The sequence below is a fragment of the Pseudomonas sp. TH32 genome (assembly GCF_016650855.1).
GTDB lineage: Bacteria > Pseudomonadota > Gammaproteobacteria > Pseudomonadales > Pseudomonadaceae > Aquipseudomonas.
The window spans coordinates 4,194,190-4,215,248 of record NZ_JAEKFA010000002.1 but is presented as its reverse complement, the minus strand read 5'-3'; the positions used below and the strand labels follow the sequence as shown (position 1 = coordinate 4,215,248).

Sequence of the window (21,059 nt, the reverse complement as noted above, 5' to 3'; positions counted from 1 at the left end):
GTGATCACCGCCCAAGCCTTTTCGACCATTCGGGCCATCGAACGCAGTGCCTGGAACGACTGTTTTCCCGATGCCCTGGAGGATTGGGACTATTACGTGGCCGTGGAAAATGCCGCCATTGATGATTTTCAGTGGCGGTATCTCGCGGTGTTTGACGAGGCAACGCTGGTGGCGGTCGCGCCGGCGTTCATTACGCGTTATCGCCTCGACACCACGGTGTCGGGCGTAGGCAAGCGCTTTACCGAGCGCCTGGAGCGACTGTGGCCGGGTGTTTTGAAGCTGGGCCTGTATGCCATCGGCTCGCCGGTGGCGGAACAGTGCAATGCGGGTGTCGCCAGTCATGTTCCCGAATCCGGGCGCGAGGCGTTGCTTGCGCAGTTACTCGCCGCCGCACGCCGGGATGCCGATGCGTTCGGCGTCGGGCTGGTAGCGGTCAAGGACGCACCGACCAAGGACGAAGGCTGGTCAAACAGCTGCCTTGGCGCGGGTTTCCAGAGCATGCCCAGCCTGCCCACGGCATTATTGCCGATTCCTTTTGGTTCAGTGGACGCCTACCTGGGTTCCCTGGACAAAGCCACCCGCAAGGACTTGCGCCGCAAACTGCGTGCGCCTGGCCCTCGCATTGAGTGGCGACGTAATATCGACGACGTACTGCCGCGCATCATGGCGCTGTACGAGGCCACCCTGGAACGTTCCGACCTGCAGTTCGAGCGACTGCCGGCGGGCTATTTCACCGGTATCCTTGAACAGCTGCAAGAACGTGCGGTCTGTGTGCTTTATTGGGTGGACGAGCAACTGGTGGCGTTCAACCTGATCCTGCTGAACCAGGATCGCCTGATTGACAAGTTTTTCGGCGAAGACAGTGACTACAGCCGCGAATACAGCCTGGCGGTGCGCAGTTGGTTAACCAATATCGACTACTGTATTCGCCATGACATTGCGTTGTATGAGTGCGGTCAGGCCGGCTATGCCAGCAAGTTGCTGCTGGGCTGCGAGTTCCAGGGCAACAGTATGTTTTTCCGCCACCGCAACTGGCTGGTCAACCGTGCGCTGTTCGTTGCAAAAGTGTTTCTCCGACCGGATCGATCCGACCCTGCCATGGCTGCTGCGATAAGCGAAACCTGATGATCAACAAGACCCGCCAAAAAGCCCGCCCCTTTGCCATTTCGCGTTGGAGCGTCCAGCGCAAGCTGGTGCTGGCGTTCTGGCTGGTCACCGTGATCCCGACAATGATCGCGGCGGAGCTGGCCGCCACAACGCTGTCGCAGATTTTCGACAGCAACGTGCGGATCTGGCTGCAGGAGTCGACCAAGATCGTCAAGGACGAGATCGGCGACATCCTCCACGACAACGCCCGGGTCGCCCAGCTGTTCCTGCGCTACACCAAGCCGCCGTCGTCGCGCCAGGCCGAGAAGCACGACAAACTGACCGCCGACATTGCCGCCGCCACCGACATCGATGTGGTCGCGCTGATCCGCAGCAGTGACCACAAGATTGTCTTCAGCACGGCCGCCGATGACATCGTCAAGCAAATCAACCTGGCCAGTAATGCGGTGCTGCAGACGGTCGAGGTGGCTGGCGTGACCACCGGCGTGGTGGTGTCGACCTTCGAGACCAGCGAGGACGGCGTTGACTATCAACTGCTGGTGGCCACGTACCTGGACAGCAGTTTCCTGACCAGCGTGGCCGATGTGCACTCGCTGGACCTGCGCTTGTACCTGGCCAACCCCACCGGTTTCTCGGAAATTTTCTCCACCCAGCGCTTCGTCGATCACCCCAACCGGATTCCTTCGAATATCGAAGCCGCGCTGCGCAGCACCAAGCAGCCCAGCGAACAGTTCACCAATAACTACAGCGGTTTGTACTGGCCGATCTTCAACGATGCCGGCGAGCTGCAAGGGGTGATTTTCAGTGGCCTGCTGCGGCACACCAGCCTGGTGGGCCTGGTGAACCAGAGCAACCTGTTCGTGCTGATCTTCCTGCTCAGTTCGGCCTTGTCCCTGGCGGCCGGGATGTTGGTGTCCCAACGCCTGACCCGCCCGCTGCGGGATTTGTCCGAAGGCGTCAGCGCGGTGATTTCGGGTAACTATCAGCATCGCGTGGCGGTCAGCGGCGGCGACGAACTGGCGCAACTGAGCAGCACCTTCAACCACATGACCGAGCGCCTCGGCGAGTTGCATCACCTGGAGGCGCAACTGCGCCGCCGCGACCGCCTGCATGCGCTGGGCGAGGTCGCCATGGGCCTGGCCCACGAAATTCGCAACCCGCTGGGCATCATCAAGACCGCCACCCAGTTGCTGCACCGCCGCGTCGATTTGCCGGAAACCGACAAGCGTCACCTCGAATACGTGATCAGCGAGGTCAGCCGGATCAACGACCTGATCACCGAATTCCTCGACTTCGCCAAACCCAGCGCGCCGTTGCGCACAGTGCAAGCGGCACGGCCGGTGGTGGAGGAAATCCTCGGCTTCTGCGGGCCTGAGCTGTCGACTCATAACATCGACGCGCAAATCGATGACCAGGCCCCCGGCGCGACGATTTATGCCGATGCCAAGCAGCTCAAGCAGGCCTGCCTGAACCTGATTCTCAACGCCATCGACGCGATGCCTGGCGGCGGTCGCCTGACCCTGGGCATCCACAGCGTGGGCGGCAACACAGTGATCAGCATCGCCGATACCGGCGAGGGTATTCCGCCGGACATGATCGAGCGGATCTTCACGCCATTCGTCACCACCAAGGCCTCGGGCACGGGCTTGGGTCTGGCCAAAGTCTTCTCGATCATGGAAAGTCATGACGGCAGCATTGAATGTGTCAGCGAGAAAGATGCCGGCGCCACCTTCAGCCTGTACATTCCGGCCCAGGGTGACGACGACGGCGATGATGAGGATGGTGATGACGCATAACGTATTGGTAGTCGACGACGAACCCAAGCTCTGTGACTTGCTCTCGTCGGCCTTGAGCCAGAGCGGGATCCAGGTCTTTACCGCCGGCAACGGCCTGCACGCGCTCAAGGTGCTGGAGCAGGAAGACATCGACCTGGTGATCAGCGACTGGCGCATGCCCGGCATGGACGGTCCGGCGCTGCTGGCGGAAATCAAGGTGCGCTACCCGCAACTGCCGGTGATCGTGATGACCGCCTACAGCACTGTGAAAAACGCGGTGCAGTCGATGCGCAACGGGGCCTACGACTACATTGCCAAGCCGTTCGACATCGACGAGCTGGACATCACCGTGGCCAAGGCCCTGCAGTTTCGCGACATCATGCGCGACAACGCGCGCATGCGTGCCGAGCTGGATGAACACGCCCAGTTCGACAGCCTGGTGGGGGATAGCCCGGCCTTTCGCCGCGTGCTGCATGCCGTGGATTCGGTGCGCGACAGCAACGCCACGGTGCTGCTGACGGGCGAAAGCGGCACCGGCAAAGAGATGGTCGCCCGAGCCATCCACAAACACGGCAACCGCGCCGACAAGCCATTTGTGGCGGTCAACTGCGCGGCGATTCCTGAAGGCTTGCTGGAAAGCGAGATGTTTGGCCACCGCAAGGGCGCGTTCACCGGCGCCGTGGCGGACCGGGTCGGGCGCTTCATGCAGGCCGATAAAGGCACGTTGTTTCTCGATGAAGTGGGCGACATGCCGTTGGCGTTGCAGGCGAAAATCCTGCGGGCCTTGCAGGAGCGGGTGATTGAACCGGTGGGTGACCCGCGCGAGCGCAAGGTAGATGTGCGGGTGATCGCGGCTACCAACAAGAATTTGCTGGATGCGGTGGCCAACAAAGAATTTCGTGAAGACCTTTACTACCGCCTGAATGTATTCCCGATTCCACTGCCGGCCCTGCGTGAGCGGGTGGAAGACATCGCGCCGCTGGCCCGGCACTTTGCCCAGACCTTGAGCGCCACCGCCGGTAAACGCATCACCGGTTTCAGCCCCGAGGCGTTGCAGGCGATGGGGGCGTATTCCTGGCCGGGCAATATTCGCGAGCTGCAAAACTGCGTGGAGCGGGCGACCATCGTCGCGGCGACGCCGGTGATCGAGGATATTGATTTGCCGGCGTATCTGTTTGCTTCCAAACCGGCTGAAGACGGGGTGGGCGCGATACTCAGCAACGGGCCGGGTGTGCCCCAGGATCTGGACGCGGCGCTGGCCGAGGTGGAGAAGGCGTACATCATGGCCGCGTTGCAGGAGAGCAACGGGGTGCAGGCTGCGGCGGCCCAGAAGATCGGGATTTCCGAGCGCAGCTTTTGGTACCGGTTGAAGAAACTGGGGATTCAGGTGGACAAGATTGTTCGCTAGGCGGCGCTGAGCAGTTGTTGGGGGGGAGTACATATCCGTTATTTAGGTAACGGCTGCTTATGGTTCCGCTCTTACAGCGGGTCACTTTTGAAAAGCGCAAAAGTAACCAAAACGCTCTGCCCCGCCTGTCGGCACCTCGCTAAGGCTCGGTGTTCCCTCACTCCGGCATTGCTCCGCGGGCCGCCGCGACGGGGCGTCCCTGCCCCGTCGCGGCTAAACCGGCGTCCTGCCGGTTTACCCGCTCCTCAATCCCTGCGTTCGGCCTCGGGCTTATTGGGGCAGTCAGATCAAGATCAAAAGCAAGAGCACAGCGGCCTACAGGCCGGCTTGAGTGGTAGAAGCCAGATCAAAAGCCAAAGCGAAAACCAAATCTGAAACGGATGCAGCTCTGCTTTTCTGTGGGAGCTGGCTTGCCTGCGATGCAGACAACTCGGTTTTTCAGATGCGCCGAGGCGAGGCCATCGCAGGCAAGCCAGCTCCTACAGTTGGACCGTGCCCGCTTTTGATTTTGATCTTGCCTTTGCTTCACACCACTCAAGCCGGCCTGTAGGCCGCTGTGCTGTTGATCTGCTTTTGATCTTGATCTTAGGCGCCCCGTTAAACCACGCTGGCCGAACGCAGGCTTTGGAGCGTGGGTAACCCGGCAGGACGCCGGGTTAGCCGCGCTGGGCCAAGGATGGCCCATCGCGGCGGCCCACGGTCCAAAGCCGGAGTGAGGGCACACCGAGCCTAGGCGAGGTGCCGAGTGGTGGGGCAAGAGCCTTTTGGTTACTTTTGGCTGGGCCGGCATTCCGGCTCCTTTCAAAAGTGACCCGCTGTAAGAGCGGAACCATAGGCGGCCGTTACCTGAATAACGGATAAACACACCCACCCAGCTCCACATTTTCAATAAGCGTATGTCAGGCGTGTACGCGAACCCACACACTCACCAACACCGTAGCCGCCATCAACCACGCCACTGCCGCCACCGCCAGCGAAGCCTCCAGCCGCATCCGGTCGACCATCACATACAACGTCGCCAGGTACACAAAGTACGGAATGATCGACCACATCCCGAACACGATGGTGGTCTTCAAATCCTCCACCGAACGGCCCTTGCCGACGATGTAATGCGCGATCAGCGCGAACGTCGGAAACAGCGGCACCAAGCCGGCGATGTAATAGTTCCTGGTCTTGGCCAACGCCGCCAGGATCAGCACGACCCCCGCGCCCAATGCGGCCTTCAGCAATAAATCCACAATGCGCTCCTAGTGGCTCAGCCCGTATTTCTTGACCTTGTCGAACAGCGTGGTCTTGGCCATCCCCAGTTCCTGGCTGGCCTGGGTCAGGTTGCCGCCGCTGCGTTGCAAGGCGTCGTTGAGCAGGTTGCGCTCGAAGGCTTCCACCGCTTCGGTGAACGCCAGGCCGTGGTTGCCACTGCTGGCGCCGCTCTTTTTGAACGCCGGCAAGCCCAGGGCAAACCGCTCGGCGACGTTGCGCAGTTCACGCACGTTGCCCGGCCAGTCGTGGCTCATGAGGTTGGACAGGGTCTGGTTGTCGAGGTCTGGCACGGTGCGGTCGAAACGCAGGGACGACTGCTGCAGGAAGTGTTCGAACAACTGCAGGATATCTTCGCGACGTTCCCGCAGTGGCGGCAGTTCCAGGGTCACCACGTTGAGGCGGTAGTACAGGTCGCTGCGAAACTGGTTGGCGCGGCTCAGGTCGTCGAGGTCGGACTTGGTGGCGGCGATCACCCGGCAATCCACCGCCACGCTCTGGTTCGAGCCCAGGCGTTCCAGGGTGCGTTCCTGCAACACCCGCAGCAGCTTGATCTGCAGGTTCATCGGCATGCTTTCCACTTCGTCGAGGAACAGCGTGCCTTCGTGGGCGTGTTCGATCTTGCCGATGCGGCGTTTGCCGGCGCCGGTAAACGCGTTGGCCTCGTGGCCGAAGATTTCGCTTTCGAACAGGTTTTCCGGCAGGCCGCCGCAGTTCAAGGCGACGAACTGGTGGGAATGCCGGCGGCTGAAATCGTGCAGGCAGCGGGCGACCAGTTCCTTGCCGGTGCCGGTCTCGCCTTCGATCAATACGTTGGCCGAGGTGTCGGCGACGTTGGCGATCAGTTCCCGCAGGTTTTGCATGGCGGGGGAGCGGCCGATGATCCGGCCTTCCAGGGAATCGCGCTCGGCCAGTTGCCGGCGCAGCGACCAGACTTCCCGGGCCAGGCCGCGTTGTTCCAGGGCGCGGCGGGCGACGTCCACCAGGCGCTCGGGGGAGAAGGGTTTCTCCATGAAGTCATAGGCGCCGTTGCGCATCGCGCCCACGGCCATGGAGATGTCGCCGTGGCCGGTGATCAGCACCACCGGCAGGCTTTTGTCCAACGCCTTGAGCCGGGTCAGCAGCTCCAGGCCGTCGATGCCCGGCAGGCGGATATCGCTGATGACGATGCCGGCGAAGTTTTCACCGACCCGGGTCAGGGCTTCTTCGGCGCTGGCCACGCCCACGCTGGGAATGTCTTCCAGGGCCAGGGCTTGCTGGCAGCCGAGCAATACATGGGGGTCGTCTTCGACGATCAGGACGGTCAGGTCGGTGGTTTTTTCTGCGTTCATTTCGACTCGACTTGTTGAGGGTTCACCAGCGGCAAGCTCAGGACAAAGGCAGTACCACCGCTGGCCGGGTGTTCGACAGCGAGGTTGCCGCCGGTGGCGGCCGCGAGGCTGGCCGAGAGTGTCAGGCCCAGGCCCAGGCCTTGTTCGCCGGGTTTGGTGGTAAAGAACGGTTCGAACAAATGCTTGCGGGCCTCGGGGTCAATGCCGTGGCCGTTGTCGCGCACCTGCAGGCGGTATTTGCCGTCGACGGTATCGCCTTCCAGCCACAGCTCGGGGGCCGGTTGCGCCTGCATCGCGTCCAGGGCGTTGCCGATCAGGTTGACCAGGATCTGCTCCAAGCGCGTCTGGTCGATCTGCAACTGCGCACTGCTGAAGTGGCGATGCACCGTCAGTGGCAGGGTCTCCAGGCGGCTGCCGAGGATCTGGAACGTGGCGTCCACCGCCTTGCCCAGGCTGGCTTCACCCTGGTCGTCGCCGCGCCGGGCAAAGGAGCGCAGGCTGGCGGTGATGCGGCCCATGCGGTCGATCAGTTCGTTGATGGTCTTGAGGTTGGCACTGGCGGTGTCCAGGGCGCCACGCTCCAGGAAGCGCACGGTGTTGCCCGACAGGGTGCGCAACGCGGCCAGCGGCTGGTTCAATTCGTGGGCGATGCTGGTGGACATCTGGCCGATGGCGGCGAGTTTGCCGGCCTGTACCAGTTCGTCCTGGGCCCGGCGCAAGGTTTCCTCGGCCTGGCGCCGCTCGCGAATCTGGCTCTTGAGCCGTTCGTTGCTGGCTCGCAGGTCGGTGGTGCGTTCGGCAATCCGTCGTTCCAGCTGGTTGTTGGCTTCCTGCAAGGCTTCCCGGGCGGCGAGGCGGGTGGCAATCACCTTGCGCCGCTCGTTCCAGGCGATCAGCAAAAACGCCACCAGGGCGAAGGCCACGGCCACCAGGATGCCCTGGTTGATGGCGGCCCGGCGCAGGTCATTCAGCGGAGTCAGCAGGGTGAAGTTCCAGGGGTGTCATTCAGCGGGCGGGTCTGGGCCAGGTAGCTCACCTCATGCTCGTCTGCCACCACTTCGCTGTTGGCCGGGAAGGTCAGCTTCTCGGTGCCTTCGTTGAGGCGCTCGCGGGCCAGGGGTTCCAGCTCGTTGAGCGTCGCCCAGTAGTATTGAAGGCTGTGGGCGAGGCGGTCCTTGGTGTCATCGCTCAGGGGGCGCACGGACTTGAGGCGACGGGCCGGGTCGCTGGAGAGAATGATGATGCCGTTCTCGTCACTGACGAAGGCCTCCAGGCGCGCCCGCTGCCAGCGTTCTTCCAGCGCTTCGAGGCGCACCTTGACCACGGCCACGCCGATGATCTTGCCGTGTTCTTCCAGGCCATGGGCCAGGTAATAGCCGGGTTCGCCGTTGGTGCTGCCGATGCCGTAGAACCGGCCGGGCTGGCCGCGCACGGCATTCTGGAAATAGGCACGGAAGGACAGGTCTTCACCCTGGTAACTGTCGGCGTCGCGCCAGTTACTGGTGGCCAGCACACGGCCGGTGGTATCCATCACGTAGATCGCCCGGCTGCGACTGCGCCGGTTCAGGCCTTCGAGGTAGTCGTTGACGGTTTTGCGGGTTTCCTGATTCGGGTCGGCCAAGAGCCTGGAGACGCTGGATTCCAGCTCCAGGAGGCTGGGCAGGTAGGTGTATTTGCTGAGTTCGCTCTCGACGGTGCGGGCGTGCAATTCCAGCTGGCGTTCGCCGGTGTCGGTGAGGGTGCGGATCCCATAGAACTCGCTGATCCAGAAGCCGACGTAACCCAGTCCGATCATCAGGGCGATGATCAGCGGCGGCAGGAACAATTGGCGAATCAGACGAGGCTTCACGGCAAGTGATGGCGGCGCGGCGCGAAAGAGGTTGGGGTCGCATTTCATCACAGATGCCTTGGGTCAACCAGAGCTGCCAGCTTGCGCGGTCCCGTGTGGGAGCAGGCTTGTGTGGGAGCCGGGCTTGCCCGCGATGCAGGCGCCTCGATGTGTCAGTTACACCGAGGTGATGCAATCGCAGGCAAGCCAGCTCCCACACAAGCCTGCTCCCATACAAACCCGGTTTTCACTGGGGAGCAGTGGTGCTTTTAGTGCTGCAGGATTTTCTCAAGGAAGTGCTGCGCACGCTCGGAGCGGGCGCTGATGTCGCCGAAGAACTCCTCTTTCGGGCAGTCTTCGATGATCTTGCCGGCGTCCATGAAGATCACCCGGTCGGCTACCTTGCGGGCGAAACCCATTTCGTGGGTCACGCACATCATGGTCATGCCTTCGTGGGCCAGTTGCACCATCACGTCGAGTACTTCGTTGACCATTTCCGGGTCGAGGGCCGAGGTCGGTTCGTCGAACAGCATGACGATCGGGTCCATGGCCAGCGCACGGGCAATCGCCACACGCTGTTGCTGGCCGCCGGAAAGCTGGCCCGGGTGCTTGTGGGCGTGGGCCGACAGACCGACGCGCTCCAGCAGTTGCAGGCCCTTCTTGGTGGCTTCTTCCTTGCTGCGGCCCAACACCTTGATCTGCGCGATGGTCAGGTTTTCGGTGATGGTCAGGTGCGGAAAGAGCTCGAAGTGCTGGAACACCATGCCAACGCGCGAGCGCAGTTTCGGCAGGTTGGTCTTCGGGTCGGCGATGGAGGTGCCATCGACGACCACGTCGCCTTTCTGGAACGGCTCCAGGGCGTTGACGCACTTGATCAGGGTGGACTTGCCCGAGCCGGACGGCCCGCACACCACGATCACTTCGCCTTTTTTAACCTCGGTGCTGCAGTCGGTCAGCACCTGGAAGTCGCCATACCACTTGTTGATATTCTTGATAGAGATCATACGGCAAACCTTTTTTGCAGACGCTTGACCAGCAGCGAGGCGGAAAAGCTGATGATGAAGTAGACGACACCGGCGAAGATCAGGAACTCATTGGAGCGGCCAATGATGTCGCCGTTGGAGCGGGCGGAGTTGAGGAAGTCCACCAGGCCCACGGTGTAGACCAGCGAGGTGTCCTGGAACAGGATGATCGACTGTTGCAGCAGCAACGGGGTCATCTTGCGGAACGCCTGGGGCAGGATGATCAGGCGCATGGTCTGGCCGTAGGTCATGCCCATCGCTTGTGCGGCGGCCATCTGGCCCTTGGGGATCGACTGCACGCCGGCCCGCACGATTTCACAGAAGTACGCGGCCTCGAACATCATGAAGGCCACGACGCAGGAGGTGAACGCACCGATCGGGGTGTCTTCGCCGGTGATCCAGCGCAGCACGAACGGCACCGCCAGGTAGAACCAGGTGATCACCAACAGCAGCGGGATCGAGCGGAAGTAGTTCACGTAGGCGCCGGCCAGGCGTGACAGCAGTTTGCTGGACGACAGGCGCATCAGCGCGAGGATGGTACCCAGGACGATGCCGCCGACCACGCCCATGACCATCAACTGCAAGGTCATGACCATGCCGTTCCACAGGCCCGGGATGGCGGGGATGATGCCGCTGAAATCGAAGTCCATTATTTACCCCCCACGGAGATCAGGCCGGGCACGGCGACTTTCTTCTCGACCACGCGCATCAGCAGCATCAGGCTCATGTTCAGGGTGAAGTAGATCAGCGTGGCCAGGGTGAAGGCCTCAAACAGGTTGGCCGAGAACTCGGCGGTCTGTTTGGTTTGCGCCAGCAATTCCATCAAGCCGATCAGGGACGCCACGGAGGAGTTCTTGAAGACGTTGAGGAATTCCGAGGTAAGCGGTGGAATGATGATCCGGTAGGCCTGGGGCAGCAGCACGTTCCAGTAGATCTGCGGCAGCTTGAAGCCCATGGCGCGTGCGGCGGATTCCTGGCCACGTGGCAACGCCTGGATGCCGGTGCGCACTTGTTCGCACACACGGGCGGCGGTGAACAGGCCCAGGCACACGACAACGCTCAGGTAGGCCGAGGTGGTCGGGTTGAGGTCTTGTTTGTACCAGTCTTGCAGGTTCTGCGGCAGCAGGTCGGGTATCAGGAAATACCAGATGAACAGCTGAACCAGCAGCGGTACGTTGCGAAACAGTTCCACGTAGCAGGTCGCGATGCCCGATACGATGCGGTTTGGCACGGTGCGCATGACGCCCAGAATGGACCCCAGCAGCAAGGCGATAATCCATGCCACGACGGCGATGGCAATGGTCCAGCCCAAGCCGGCGATGTACCAGTCGAGATAAGTCTCGCTGCCCACGCCGGTGGACTTGAAGAACACGCCCCAGTCCCAGTTGTAATTCATTAGGGTCTCCCCTCGAGATCGATCGATGTACAAGCACCCGCTTGGGGAAGATCCTTTCCCGCCCGGCGGTGAACGCCAGGCACACGCGATCGGCTCGAAAACCGCCAGGTCGAGTGTTCCAAAATAAAAGCCAGCAGGTAGTAACAGACGCCTGAGGGAATGTTGGCTCCCTCAGGACATAAGCTTAGTCAGGTATCAGATTTTTACGTCAGGCGCTGGCTTGTCGCTCGGAGTGGCGATCAGGTCCTTCACCTTGTCGCTCATCGGGAAGTTCAGGTTCAGGCCTTTAGGTGGAATCGGGCTTTCAAACCACTTGCTGTAGATCTTGTTGATCTCGCCGGATTTGTACAGGCCGACAATCGCGTCATCCACGGCTTTCTTGAAGGCCGGGTCGTCTTTACGAACCATGCAGGCGTAGGCTTCGAAGGACTGTGGAGTACCGGTGATTACCCAGTCATCCGGCTTCTTGGCCTTGGCTTCTTCACCGGCCAGCAGGGCGTCGTCCATCATGAAGGCAACGGCGCGGCCGCTTTCCAGCATCTGGAAGGATTCGCCGTGGTCCTTGGCGGAGATGACGTTCATGCCCATCTGCTTGTCAGCGTTCATCGCCTTGATGATGCGCTCGGACGTGGTGCCCGCGGTGGTCACGACGTTCTTGCCTTTCAGGTCAGCGAAATCGCTGTAGGACGGCTTGCCATCCTTGTCTTTCTTGACCAGGAGGCGGGTGCCGATTTCGAAGATGTTGACGGTGAAGTCGACTTGCTGGGCGCGTTCGGCGTTGTTGGTGGTGGAGCCGCACTCGATGTCCGCGGTGCCGTTCTGGATCAACGGGATACGAGTTTGCGAGGTGACCAGGTTGTACTTGGTCTTCAGGTCGGGTTTGTTCAGGTCTTTTTTCAGGGCTTCAACGATAGCCAGCTGAATGTCGTGGGAGTAGCCCACGGGTTTGCCCGAACCATCCGCGATGTAGGAAAACGGAATGGAGCTGTCGCGGTGAGCGAGAGTGATGGTGCCGGAGTCGTTGATTTTCTTCAGCGTGCCGGTGAGCTCGGCGGCGAAAACTGGAGTGCTGATCAGAGCAGCAGCGATAGCTGCGCCCAAAATATGGGGAACGATACGCATCAATACTTCCTCGACATTTGTTTTTTTTATGAGACCGGTTGGACGGCCACGTTTTTATATAAACAGTACTGCGAAAGCCTGAGACGGCTCCTGAGGCGCCTCAGGCAATCGCCTACGAGTGTAGAGCATGAGTCGTGCCAGACCAGGAATAAAAGGTTAACTGCATGATTTATATGGAGATTAAGTTTATGTGACGAGTTTTTTAGGCAGGTGAGGTCCGGCAAACCGAATAGCCGGAGGCATGGCGTTCGGAAAACCGAATGGCGGAACACGCCGGTATCGCCCATGAAAAAGCCCCGGGAGTGTGGGGCCCGGGGCTTTTTTGGTGGGGCGCTGTCAGAACGTGTAGTCGGCCGACACCACCGCTGCACGGCCATCGCCAGGCACCGCCCAGCCGTTGTTACGGATGCGGGTCAGGTACTCCTTGTCGAACAGGTTGTTGATGTTCAACTGCAGGTTCAACTGTTTGTTGACCTTGTAGCCGAGCATCGCACGTTGCACCGCGTAGCCCGGCGCAGTCGGTGCCCCGGCGGCGCTGACCAGGTACTGTTTGCTCTGCGCGGTGATGCCGTAGCCCACCTGGAAGTCGTAGGGCAGGTCGTACACCGTCCAGAGACTGGCCGCATGTTTGGGCGTGAACGGCAGCGGCTCGCCTTTCTGCGCGTCGAAACCGGTGGTTGCCAGGGTGTAGTCGCTGGCACTGCGCAATACGCGGGTGTCCAGGTAGGTGTAATTGGCGAACACCTTCCAGCGGTCGGTTATCGCGCCGCTCAGGCCCAGTGCGACGCCATCTGCACGCGCTTTGCCGTCGAGGGATTGAGTGCCGCTCAGGTTGGTTGGGTCGTTATCGGCGACTTTGTAGTTGGTGCGGTCATTGCGGAAGATCGCGCCGGTGACCGACAAGGCATTGTCGAAGAAGTCCCACTTGGTGCCGATCTCATAGCTGACGGCGGTTTCCGGGGCGACGTTGCAGTTGTTGGTGGCGATGCCTGAGCTTTTGGCCGGGGTGTAGCAACCGCCATTGACGCTGGCTTGTGACGGCGTCTTGCTGTTGCCGTAGGCGATATAGACGCTGCCGTTTTCCGCCGGTTTGTAGACCAGCGCCAGGCGGTAGGATGTCAGGTCATCCGCTTGGCCGTAGCGGGTGCCGGGCGTCTCCACTCCGGTGCTGGAGTAAGCATTGGTCACCGAACTGCCGGCGTTGTGCTCGTAACGCAAGCCGCCGTTGATTTCCCATTGCGGGCTGAGCTTGAGCGTGTCGAAGGCATAGGCGGCGCGGTTGTTCAGCGCGCCATCGACGTGGGCCGCCCGGGTGAAGTTGACCGGGCCGGTCCATTCGGAATTCGGATCGCTGTAGCTGACCGGTGGCGGGATTATCGTGCTGCCGTTGGCGTTGGTCAGCCACTTTCCGGTATCCGCCTCGTATTCCTCGCGGCTGATGGCAATCCCGGTCACCAGCGTGTGGTCGACAAACCCGGTGCTGAAGTGGCTGGTGACGTCGGTCTGGTTGGTGAACATCTTGTTCTGGGTGTTGCGCTCGTTGCCCAGTGAGCCGCCGCTTGGCTGGAAATAGCCTGGTTGCAGGCCCGCGGCGCACGGCGCGCCCGTGATCTGGGTGCCGCTGGCCAGGCAGCCGGCCTGTGCACCTTCGGGGCCGGAGGCGCGCAGGTCCTGGCGAACCCGCTCGACACGGGTGAAGTTGCGCACCGACACGGCGTCGTTGAAGTCGTGTTCGAGCTTCAGGCTGAACGAATCCGAAGTGATCTGCTGGTCATTGATGTTGTGGTAGCCGTAGAAATCGCTCCAGCCCACGCCCGGCATGGGTTTGCCGTTGTAGATGGGGATGCCGTATTGCGGTGTGTTGTCGTCTTTCTGGTGCTCGTAGCTGACGGTCACGCGTGTCGGCGTGCCCAGGCCAAATGCGATGGAGGGTGCAATGCCCCAGCGTGAGTAATCTTCATAATCGCGGCCTGGCACATCGTTACCATGGGCCATCAGGTTCAGGCGGAACGCGGTGGTGTCGTTGAGCGTCTGGTTGGTGTCCAGGGTGGTGCGCTTGTAGTTATCGGTGCCGATGCCGGCACTGATGGTGGTTTTGTCGCGTAATTCTGGCTGCTTGCTCACCAGGTTGATGGTGCCGCCGACCGCACCGGAACCGGAATACACCGAACTGGCGCCGCTGACGACTTCGACCTGTTCCAGGTTGAACGGGTCGGTGCGGCTGTACTGCGCGCTGTCGCGCACGCCGTCCACGTAGATGTCGCCGCTGGCGGAAAACCCGCGCAGGTTGATGCTGTCGCCATACCCGCTGCCACCTTCGCCGGCACCGAAGGTGATGCCGGGCACGGTGCTGAGCACGTCGCGCAGGGTCAGCAGGTTCTGGTCATGAATGACTTCCTTGGGCACCACCGTAATGGTCTGCGGCGTGTCGCGCAGCGCCTCGGTGTACTTGGGGGAAGACGGAGCCACAGGGTTGTAGACGCTCTGGCTCGGGGCCTGGCCTTCGATGCTGGTCGCGCCGAGCTGAATGACCCCTGTGTTGTCCTCTGGTGCGGGCTCCGCCGCGTAACTGAATCCTCCCTGCGCAGCCACTGCCAAGCCCACTGCCGACGCGAGCATATGCCGCGATGAAAGGGGGGCAGAACTGATCCCGGTAGCCATTGAGTAGTCTCTTGTTGGTGTTAGTGAGATGCGATCGTAATTGATAAGCGATCTCAAATGTAATACTTTGTAACCAAATAATTCATGAAACTTTTGCGGTCCTTGATCGCCACACGGGGCAGTCATGCAAAGTGCGCAGCCAGGCAGTGAGCCGTCTGATATCGGTGATAACCCGCGTGCCTATGTGCGGTGGGTGATGCATGCCGCTCAACTGGGTGATGCCGACGCACAGGCGACCCTGGCCCAGCTGCTGCTTGACGGTCGCGGCGTGCAGAAGGATGAGGCGCTGGCGCTGAGCTGGTTTCGCATCGCTGCACGGCAGCGCCACCCCATGGCGATCAACATGATCGGGCGCTGCCTGGAGAATGGCTGGGGCTGCACAGTCGACCTGGAAGACAGCGCGTTGCATTACCGCAAGGCTGCCGACCTGGGACTGGATTGGGGCATGTACAACTACGGGCAATTGCTGACACGCGGTCGGGGCGTGGAGCGAGACCTTGTTGCGGCCTATGAGCTGTTCGCTCGGGCTGCGGGCAACGGGCACGCCAAGTCGATGAACCTGTTGGGGCGGTTCCACCACGAGGGCGTTGTGGTGCCCAAGGATGTTCAACTGGCGAGGCAGTGGTACCGGCGCTCGGCCGAGGCCGGGGATTTCCGTGGGCAATACAACCATGCCTCGGAGCTGGCCGAAGACGGAGACGAAGCGCAGGCCTGCCTATGGCTGGAGCGGGCGCTCACAACAGCTACGCCGGGCTTTCTGCAGGCGGCGTATCCGGTGTTGGTGGGCTCTGCCCTCGCCGGGATTCGTGAAATGGGCCTGCGCTATCAGCGCCATCTGCAGGCATGAAAAAGCCCCTGGACCTTTCGGTGCAGGGGCTTTTTTACGGCGGGCTGATCAGGCGGCTTCGATCTTGCCGCGATTGTGCTCAACCTTGGACAGGTAACGCTGCACGTTTTCCTGTTCTTCCGGCGTGGTGAACAAGCCCAGCTTGCTGCGGCGCCACAGGATGTCCTGGGGCTGCGTGGCCCATTCTTCGGCGCACAGGTAATCGACTTCGCGGGTGTACAGGCCGCCACCGAGGTGGTCGCCCATGTCGGCCAGCGATTGCACGCCTTCCAGCAGGCGCCAGGTGCGGCTGCCATAAGTGGTGGACCAGCGACGGGCAATCTCGCTCGGCACCCAGTCGTATTTGCCGCGGATTGCATCGGCCAGCGCTTCTGGCGTGCTCATGTTTTCGCCACCGGGCAGGGTGGCCGTGGCAGTCCAGCTTGGGCGCATCTGCGTGAAGTACGGCGCCAGTTGTGCCATCGCCGATTCGGCCAGCTTGCGGTAAGTGGTCAGCTTGCCGCCGAACACCGACAGCAATGGCGCCTCGCCCGAGGTGCCCGACAGCGCCAGGGTGTAGTCGCGGGTCACGGCCGACGGGTTGTCGGATTCGTCGTTGCACAGCGGGCGCACGCCGGAATAGGTGTGCACGATGTCATCGCGGCTCAGCTGTTTCTTGAAGTGCGCGTTGACCACGTTGAGCATGTAGTCGGTTTCACCTTCGGTAATCGCCACTTTCGCCGGGTCGCCGGTGTATTCGCGGTCGGTGGTGCCGATGATGGTCAGGTGATTCAGGTACGGAATGGTGAAGACGATGCGCTGGTCTTCGTTCTGCAGGATGTGCGCGTGGGCGCCTTCATACAGCTTCGGCACGATCAGGTGGCTGCCCTGGATCAGGCGGATGCCGTAGGGCGAGTCCAGCTTCAAGTCATCCTTGATGAACTTGGCCACCCATGGGCCGGCGGCGTTTACCAGCGCGCGGGCACGGATCGAGAACAGGCTGCCATCGGCGCGCTCCATGTTCATTTCCCACAGGCCTTTACTGCGGTGTGCGCTGACGCAACGGGTCTGGGTGTGGATATGCGCACCCTTTTCCCGCGCGGCCATGGCGTTGAGTACTACAAGGCGGGCGTCGTCGACCCAGCAGTCGGAGTATTCGAAGCCTTTGGTGATTTCGCTTTTCAGCGGGCTGTCGGGGCCGAACTTGAGGCTCTTGGAGCCTTCGAGTTTTTCCCGCTTGCCCAGGTGGTCATAGAGGAACAGGCCGGCGCGAATCATCCACGCCGGGCGCAGGTGCGGGCGGTGCGGCAATACAAAACGCATTTGCTTGACGATGTGCGGGGCCTTGGCCAACAGCACTTCACGTTCAGCCAGGGCTTCGCGCACCAGGCGGAACTCGTAATGTTCCAAGTAGCGCAGGCCGCCGTGGATCAGCTTGCTGCTGGCGGAGGAAGTGTGGCTGGCCAGGTCGTCCTTTTCGCAAAGGAATACCGACAAACCGCGCCCGGCTGCGTCTGCTGCGATGCCGACGCCATTGATCCCGCCACCGATAACGGCGACGTCATAGACTTCAGCAAGCGGTGGGGCAGGCAAGGTAGAAGGGTTCATCGGCTGGCCTCGCAATCTTTTTCGTATTGGAATTCGAACATAAATGTTCATTTGCGAAAATGGTAGCTCATAAACGCGGGCACAGCCAGTCCGCTTCGATTGAAAATACTGATCGAAGGGCGAATAAAGGAAAATTTGTGAACATCAGGGGGCAGGACACCCCCTGTTTGGGCTTACACCACTTCCAGCCGAATCTTGTGCTGATTCAATAGTTGCACCAGCGCCGGAACCGGCTGCTGATCGGTGACTAGACAATCAATCAAACTGATCGGTCCCAAGCGAATCATGGCGTTGCGCCCGAATTTGCTGGAGTCCGCGGCCAGGATCACCTTGCGCGCATTGGCAATGATCGCCTGGGAAACCCGAACTTCCTGATAATCGAAGTCCAAAAGGCTGCCGTCTTCATCAATACCGCTGATGCCTACCAGGGCGAAATCGACCTTGAACTGGTTGATAAAGTCGACGCTGGCCTGGCCCACCACGCCGCCGTCACGGCGTACGTTGCCGCCGGTCAGGAGTACGTCGAAGTCGTCTTTGGCACTCAGCATCATGGCGACGTTGAGGTTATTGGTGATGATTTTCAGGTGGCTGTGGTTAAGCAGCGCACGAGCGATCGATTCGGTGGTGGTACCGATGTTGATAAACAGCGAGGCGTGATCGGGGATTTGCGCGGCAATCGCTTCGCCGATGCGCTGTTTCTCGTCGCGCATCTGGTCGGCACGCATGGCGTACGCGGTGTTTTCAACGCTGGAGTCATAGGCTGCGCCGCCGTGGTAGCGGCGCAACAGATTGGCTTCCGCCAGTTGATTGATATCGCGGCGGATGGTTTGCGGGGTGACAACAAAGAGCTGCGCCATTTCCTCGATACTCACATAGCCGCGTTCGCGGACCAGTTCGAGGATTTGTTGCTGGCGGGGAGGCAGATTCATGGTGCGTCCTTTGGGCTGCCGTAAAAAGTGGCCCATGATGACGCAGGAATCTGCTCCCTGCCAGTTGCAACCCTATGCGGGTCCGGCGCTTGGCTTATTCAGCGCCTTCGTGGGGTTCCCAGTCGCGGGTGCGGCTCACCGCTTTTTGCCAGCCGGCGTAGAGTTTTTCCTTCGCCGCTTCTTCCAGTTGCGGTTCGAATTGACGCTCGATCACCGCCTTGCCGCGCAGTTCGTCCAGGCTGCCCCAGAAGCCGCAGGCCAGGCCGGCCAGGTAGGCGGCGCCCAATGCGGTGGTTTCGCGCATCTGTGGGCGTTCGACCTGGGTGCCGAGGATGTCGGCCTGGAATTGCATCAGGAAGTTGTTGGCGACCGCGCCACCGTCTACCCGCAGGGATTTGAGGCGTTCGCCGGAATCCTGCTGCATGGCGTCAAGTACGTCGCGGGTCTGGTAGGCAATCGACTCCAGGGCAGCACGAATGATGTGGTCCACGCGTACGCCACGGGTCAGGCCGAACAGCGCGCCACGGGCATACGGGTCCCAGTAAGGAGCACCCAGGCCGGTGAAGGCCGGGACCAGGTACACGCCGTTGCTGTCCTTGACCTTGCCGGCGAAGTATTCGGTGTCGGTGGCGTCGGCGATGATCTTCAGCTCGTCACGCAGCCACTGCACGGTGGAACCGCCGTTGAACACGGCGCCTTCCAGGGCGTAGGCCACTTCGCCGCGGGGGCCGCAAGCGATGGTGGTGAGCATGCCGTGCTTGGATTTCACCGCCTTGTCGCCGGTGTTCATCAGCAGGAAGCAGCCGGTGCCGTAGGTGTTTTTCGCCTGGCCCGGTTCCACGCACATTTGGCCGAAAAGCGCCGCCTGCTGGTCACCGGCGATACCGCCGATGGCAATGCCGCTTTTGGTGCGGCCGTAGATTTCCGAGGAAGACTTCACTTCCGGCAGCATTTCGCGCGGCACGTCGAGAATCTCCAGCATCTTCGCATCCCACTCCAGGGTGTGGATGTTGAAGAGCATGGTGCGCGAGGCGTTGGTGTAGTCGGTGACGTGGGTTTTGCCGCCGGTAAATTTCCAGATCAGCCAGCTGTCGATGGTGCCGAACAGCAGCTCGCCGTTACGCGCACGCTCGCGGCTGCCTTCGACGTTGTCGAGGATCCACTTGAGCTTGGTGCCGGAGAAGTACGGGTCGGTGACCAGGCCGGTGGTGTCGTTGATGTATTGCTCGTGGCCGTCGCGCTTGAGCTGCTGGCAGATCTCGGTGCTGCGGCGGCATTGCCAGACGATCGCGTTGTAGATCGGGCGGCCGGTGATTTTGTCCCAGACCACGGTGGTTTCACGCTGGTTGGTGATGCCGATGGCCGCGACCTGGTCATGGTGCAGGCCGGCTTGTGCCAGGGCCTCGACCATCACCGCGCTCTGGGTGGCGAAAATTTCCATCGGGTCATGTTCGACCCAGCCGGCTTGCGGGTAATGCTGGGTGAATTCACGCTGGGCGGTGCAGACCACGTTGGCGTCACGATCGAAGATGATCGCCCGGGAACTGGTGGTGCCCTGATCGAGGGCAATGATGTAGTTCTTATTCTGAATGTCGGTCATGTCGATTGCCTTGGACGGAGAATAGGGAAGTCAGTAAACAGCCTGGGCCGCAAAAGGGCAGTACGGCCCAGGCTATCGCATCAGGAAGTACGGGTTTTGCCGGTGGCAGCCGCTTCGGTTGCATCCGTTGTAGCAGGTGCGGCGCTGGGCAGGTGACGGGCAATCAGCCCGCGATACGCTGCTGCACCGAGGCAGGCACCGACAATCGGTGCAAAGATCGGAATCAGGAAATAAGGAATGTCGCGCCCGCCGGTGAAGGCCATTTCACCCCAACCGGCGAAAAAGGTCATCAGCTTGGGACCGAAGTCGCGCGCGGGGTTCATCGCAAAGCCGGTCAGCGGGCCCATGGCGCTGCCGATCACGGCGATCAGCAAACCAATCAGCAGTGGCGCCAACGGGCCACGGGGCAGGCCGTTGTTGTCATCGGTCAGGGCCATGATCACGCCCATCAGGATCGCGGTGATGACCATTTCCACTATGAACGCCTGGGCCGTGCCCAGCAATGGGTGCGGATAGGTGGAGAACACCGACGCCAGTTCCAGGCTGGCCTGGGTGCCGCGAATCATGTGGTGGGTTTGTTCGTAATCGAAAAACAGGTTGCTGTAGAGCGTGTAAACCAACGCGGCCGAGCAGAAGGCACCGGCGACTTGGGCGATGATGTAGAACGGCAATTTGCGCTTGTCGAAATCGGCAAAAATGCACAGGGCGATACTGACGGCCGGATTGAGGTGAGCCCCGGAAATACCGGCGCTCAGGTAGATCGCCATGCTGACGCCGATCCCCCAGATGATACTGATTTCCCACAACCCAAAGCTGGCACCCGCGACCTTGAGCGCAGCAACACATCCGGTACCGAAGAAGATCAGTAACGCAGTGCCGAGGAATTCGGCCATGCATTGACTTGAAAGTGAAGGCTGTTGAAGAGCAGTTGTCATGGAAAACCTCTGTTTTTGTTGTTGTCTGGCGTTTTGCCTCAACGGGCAATCGGCGATTTTCACCGTGGCGAGGATCCCCATCCTGTTCACGGCTTACTGCTGTGAATCCGTAGGTCTATTCCTACAGTATTCGTAAACGAAAAAATATAGACAAGAATGACGGCTGTCAAAGGTCGAAAGTGAACGATCAGTCATTTTGTAATTATTGGTGTGGTGAATGATCGTGCCGTGGGCGATGGGAGACGCTGGCGGGG

15 protein-coding genes and 1 pseudogene are annotated in these 21,059 nt (G+C 61.0%); 4 read left to right on the top strand and 12 right to left on the bottom strand.

Translation table 11 applies throughout. The annotated features are described in order from the left end of the window. From JFV30_RS23000 to JFV30_RS22990, 3 genes are read left to right on the top strand one after another with little or no spacing between them, the layout of a single operon-like run. On the top strand, positions 1 to 1,125 hold the full coding sequence (locus JFV30_RS23000) for a GNAT family N-acetyltransferase (RefSeq protein ID WP_201125259.1): 1,125 nt from the start codon (positions 1 to 3) through the stop codon (positions 1,123 to 1,125). Continuing rightward, positions 1,125 to 2,903, top strand: a complete 1,779-nt coding sequence (locus JFV30_RS22995; RefSeq protein WP_169386205.1) for a sensor histidine kinase — start codon at positions 1,125 to 1,127, stop codon at positions 2,901 to 2,903. The genes JFV30_RS23000 and JFV30_RS22995 overlap by 1 nt, the downstream gene beginning before the upstream one ends. Continuing rightward, entirely contained in the window at positions 2,893 to 4,290 is a 1,398-nt protein-coding gene (locus JFV30_RS22990; RefSeq protein ID WP_201125258.1) for a sigma-54-dependent transcriptional regulator, read from the top strand. Before JFV30_RS22995 ends, JFV30_RS22990 begins: the two co-directional genes overlap by 11 nt. 899 nt (positions 4,291 to 5,189) lie before the next feature. Here JFV30_RS22990 and JFV30_RS22985 read toward each other — a convergent pair. The 8 genes and pseudogenes from JFV30_RS22985 to JFV30_RS22950 all read right to left on the bottom strand — a co-directional run bounded on the left by JFV30_RS22985 (position 5,190) and on the right by JFV30_RS22950 (position 14,907). Then, complete coding sequence (locus tag JFV30_RS22985) at positions 5,190 to 5,519, bottom strand: GlpM family protein (protein WP_177324997.1); 330 nt, start codon at positions 5,517 to 5,519, stop codon at positions 5,190 to 5,192. An 18-nt stretch (positions 5,520 to 5,537) separates the two neighbouring features. Next, positions 5,538 to 6,878 (bottom strand): sigma-54-dependent transcriptional regulator, encoded by a 1,341-nt coding sequence (locus JFV30_RS22980; protein ID WP_201125257.1) that lies wholly within the window; start codon positions 6,876 to 6,878, stop codon positions 5,538 to 5,540. After that, positions 6,875 to 8,775, bottom strand: a pseudogene (locus JFV30_RS22975) (sensor histidine kinase). Before JFV30_RS22975 ends, JFV30_RS22980 begins: the two are co-directional and overlap by 4 nt. A 200-nt stretch (positions 8,776 to 8,975) precedes the next feature. After that, the gene (locus tag JFV30_RS22970) at positions 8,976 to 9,710 is read right to left on the bottom strand and encodes an amino acid ABC transporter ATP-binding protein (RefSeq protein ID WP_010170183.1); all 735 of its coding nucleotides are present in this window, start codon (positions 9,708 to 9,710) and stop codon (positions 8,976 to 8,978) included. Continuing rightward, a complete protein-coding gene (locus JFV30_RS22965; protein ID WP_010170181.1) occupies positions 9,707 to 10,378 on the bottom strand; it encodes an amino acid ABC transporter permease in 672 nt (223 codons plus the stop codon). Before JFV30_RS22965 ends, JFV30_RS22970 begins: the two co-directional genes overlap by 4 nt. Beyond that, positions 10,378 to 11,124, bottom strand: coding sequence for an amino acid ABC transporter permease (locus tag JFV30_RS22960; RefSeq protein ID WP_003208731.1), 747 nt, complete (start codon positions 11,122 to 11,124; stop codon positions 10,378 to 10,380). The genes JFV30_RS22965 and JFV30_RS22960 overlap by 1 nt, the downstream gene beginning before the upstream one ends. 195 nt (positions 11,125 to 11,319) lie before the next feature. Then, positions 11,320 to 12,246, bottom strand: coding sequence for a glutamate/aspartate ABC transporter substrate-binding protein (locus JFV30_RS22955; protein WP_010170177.1), 927 nt, complete (start codon positions 12,244 to 12,246; stop codon positions 11,320 to 11,322). 336 nt (positions 12,247 to 12,582) lie between these two features. Next, positions 12,583 to 14,907 (bottom strand): TonB-dependent receptor, encoded by a 2,325-nt coding sequence (locus tag JFV30_RS22950; protein WP_201125256.1) that lies wholly within the window; start codon positions 14,905 to 14,907, stop codon positions 12,583 to 12,585. A 124-nt stretch (positions 14,908 to 15,031) separates the two neighbouring features. Between JFV30_RS22950 and JFV30_RS22945 the strand changes: the two genes are divergently transcribed. After that, entirely contained in the window at positions 15,032 to 15,754 is a 723-nt protein-coding gene (locus JFV30_RS22945) for a tetratricopeptide repeat protein (RefSeq protein ID WP_201125255.1), read from the top strand. A 48-nt stretch (positions 15,755 to 15,802) separates the two neighbouring features. Here the strand turns inward: JFV30_RS22945 and glpD are convergent, their stop codons facing one another. From glpD to JFV30_RS22925, 4 genes are all read right to left on the bottom strand, one after another. Continuing rightward, complete coding sequence (gene glpD / locus JFV30_RS22940; RefSeq protein ID WP_010170171.1) at positions 15,803 to 17,341, bottom strand: glycerol-3-phosphate dehydrogenase; 1,539 nt, start codon at positions 17,339 to 17,341, stop codon at positions 15,803 to 15,805. A gap of 173 nt (positions 17,342 to 17,514) precedes the next feature. Next, entirely contained in the window at positions 17,515 to 18,270 is a 756-nt protein-coding gene (locus JFV30_RS22935; protein ID WP_003208723.1) for a DeoR/GlpR family transcriptional regulator, read from the bottom strand. A gap of 94 nt (positions 18,271 to 18,364) precedes the next feature. Then, positions 18,365 to 19,870, bottom strand: a complete 1,506-nt coding sequence (gene glpK, locus JFV30_RS22930) for a glycerol kinase GlpK (protein WP_003208721.1) — start codon at positions 19,868 to 19,870, stop codon at positions 18,365 to 18,367. Positions 19,871 to 19,950: 80 nt separating this feature from the next. Further along, complete coding sequence (locus JFV30_RS22925) at positions 19,951 to 20,805, bottom strand: MIP/aquaporin family protein (RefSeq protein WP_201125254.1); 855 nt, start codon at positions 20,803 to 20,805, stop codon at positions 19,951 to 19,953. Positions 20,806 to 21,059: the final 254 nt, after the last annotated feature.

Bases quoted from the DNA above. Each gene is read 5' to 3' on its own strand.
- JFV30_RS22995 (WP_169386205.1), top strand. From the start codon at position 1,125: ATGATCAACAAGACCCGCCAAAAAGCCCGCCCCTTTGCCATTTCGCGT.
- JFV30_RS22965 (WP_010170181.1), bottom strand. From the start codon at position 10,378: ATGGACTTCGATTTCAGCGGCATCATCCCCGCCATCCCGGGCCTGTGG.
- glpK (WP_003208721.1), bottom strand. From the start codon at position 19,870: ATGACCGACATTCAGAATAAGAACTACATCATTGCCCTCGATCAGGGC.
- JFV30_RS22925 (WP_201125254.1), bottom strand. From the start codon at position 20,805: ATGACAACTGCTCTTCAACAGCCTTCACTTTCAAGTCAATGCATGGCC.
- JFV30_RS22970 (WP_010170183.1), bottom strand. From the start codon at position 9,710: ATGATCTCTATCAAGAATATCAACAAGTGGTATGGCGACTTCCAGGTG.
- JFV30_RS22955 (WP_010170177.1), bottom strand. From the start codon at position 12,246: ATGCGTATCGTTCCCCATATTTTGGGCGCAGCTATCGCTGCTGCTCTG.
- glpD (WP_010170171.1), bottom strand. From the start codon at position 17,341: ATGAACCCTTCTACCTTGCCTGCCCCACCGCTTGCTGAAGTCTATGAC.
- JFV30_RS22990 (WP_201125258.1), top strand. From the start codon at position 2,893: ATGACGCATAACGTATTGGTAGTCGACGACGAACCCAAGCTCTGTGAC.
- JFV30_RS22935 (WP_003208723.1), bottom strand. From the start codon at position 18,270: ATGAATCTGCCTCCCCGCCAGCAACAAATCCTCGAACTGGTCCGCGAA.
- JFV30_RS22945 (WP_201125255.1), top strand. From the start codon at position 15,032: ATGCAAAGTGCGCAGCCAGGCAGTGAGCCGTCTGATATCGGTGATAAC.
- JFV30_RS22950 (WP_201125256.1), bottom strand. From the start codon at position 14,907: ATGGCTACCGGGATCAGTTCTGCCCCCCTTTCATCGCGGCATATGCTC.
- JFV30_RS22960 (WP_003208731.1), bottom strand. From the start codon at position 11,124: ATGAATTACAACTGGGACTGGGGCGTGTTCTTCAAGTCCACCGGCGTG.
- JFV30_RS22980 (WP_201125257.1), bottom strand. From the start codon at position 6,878: ATGAACGCAGAAAAAACCACCGACCTGACCGTCCTGATCGTCGAAGAC.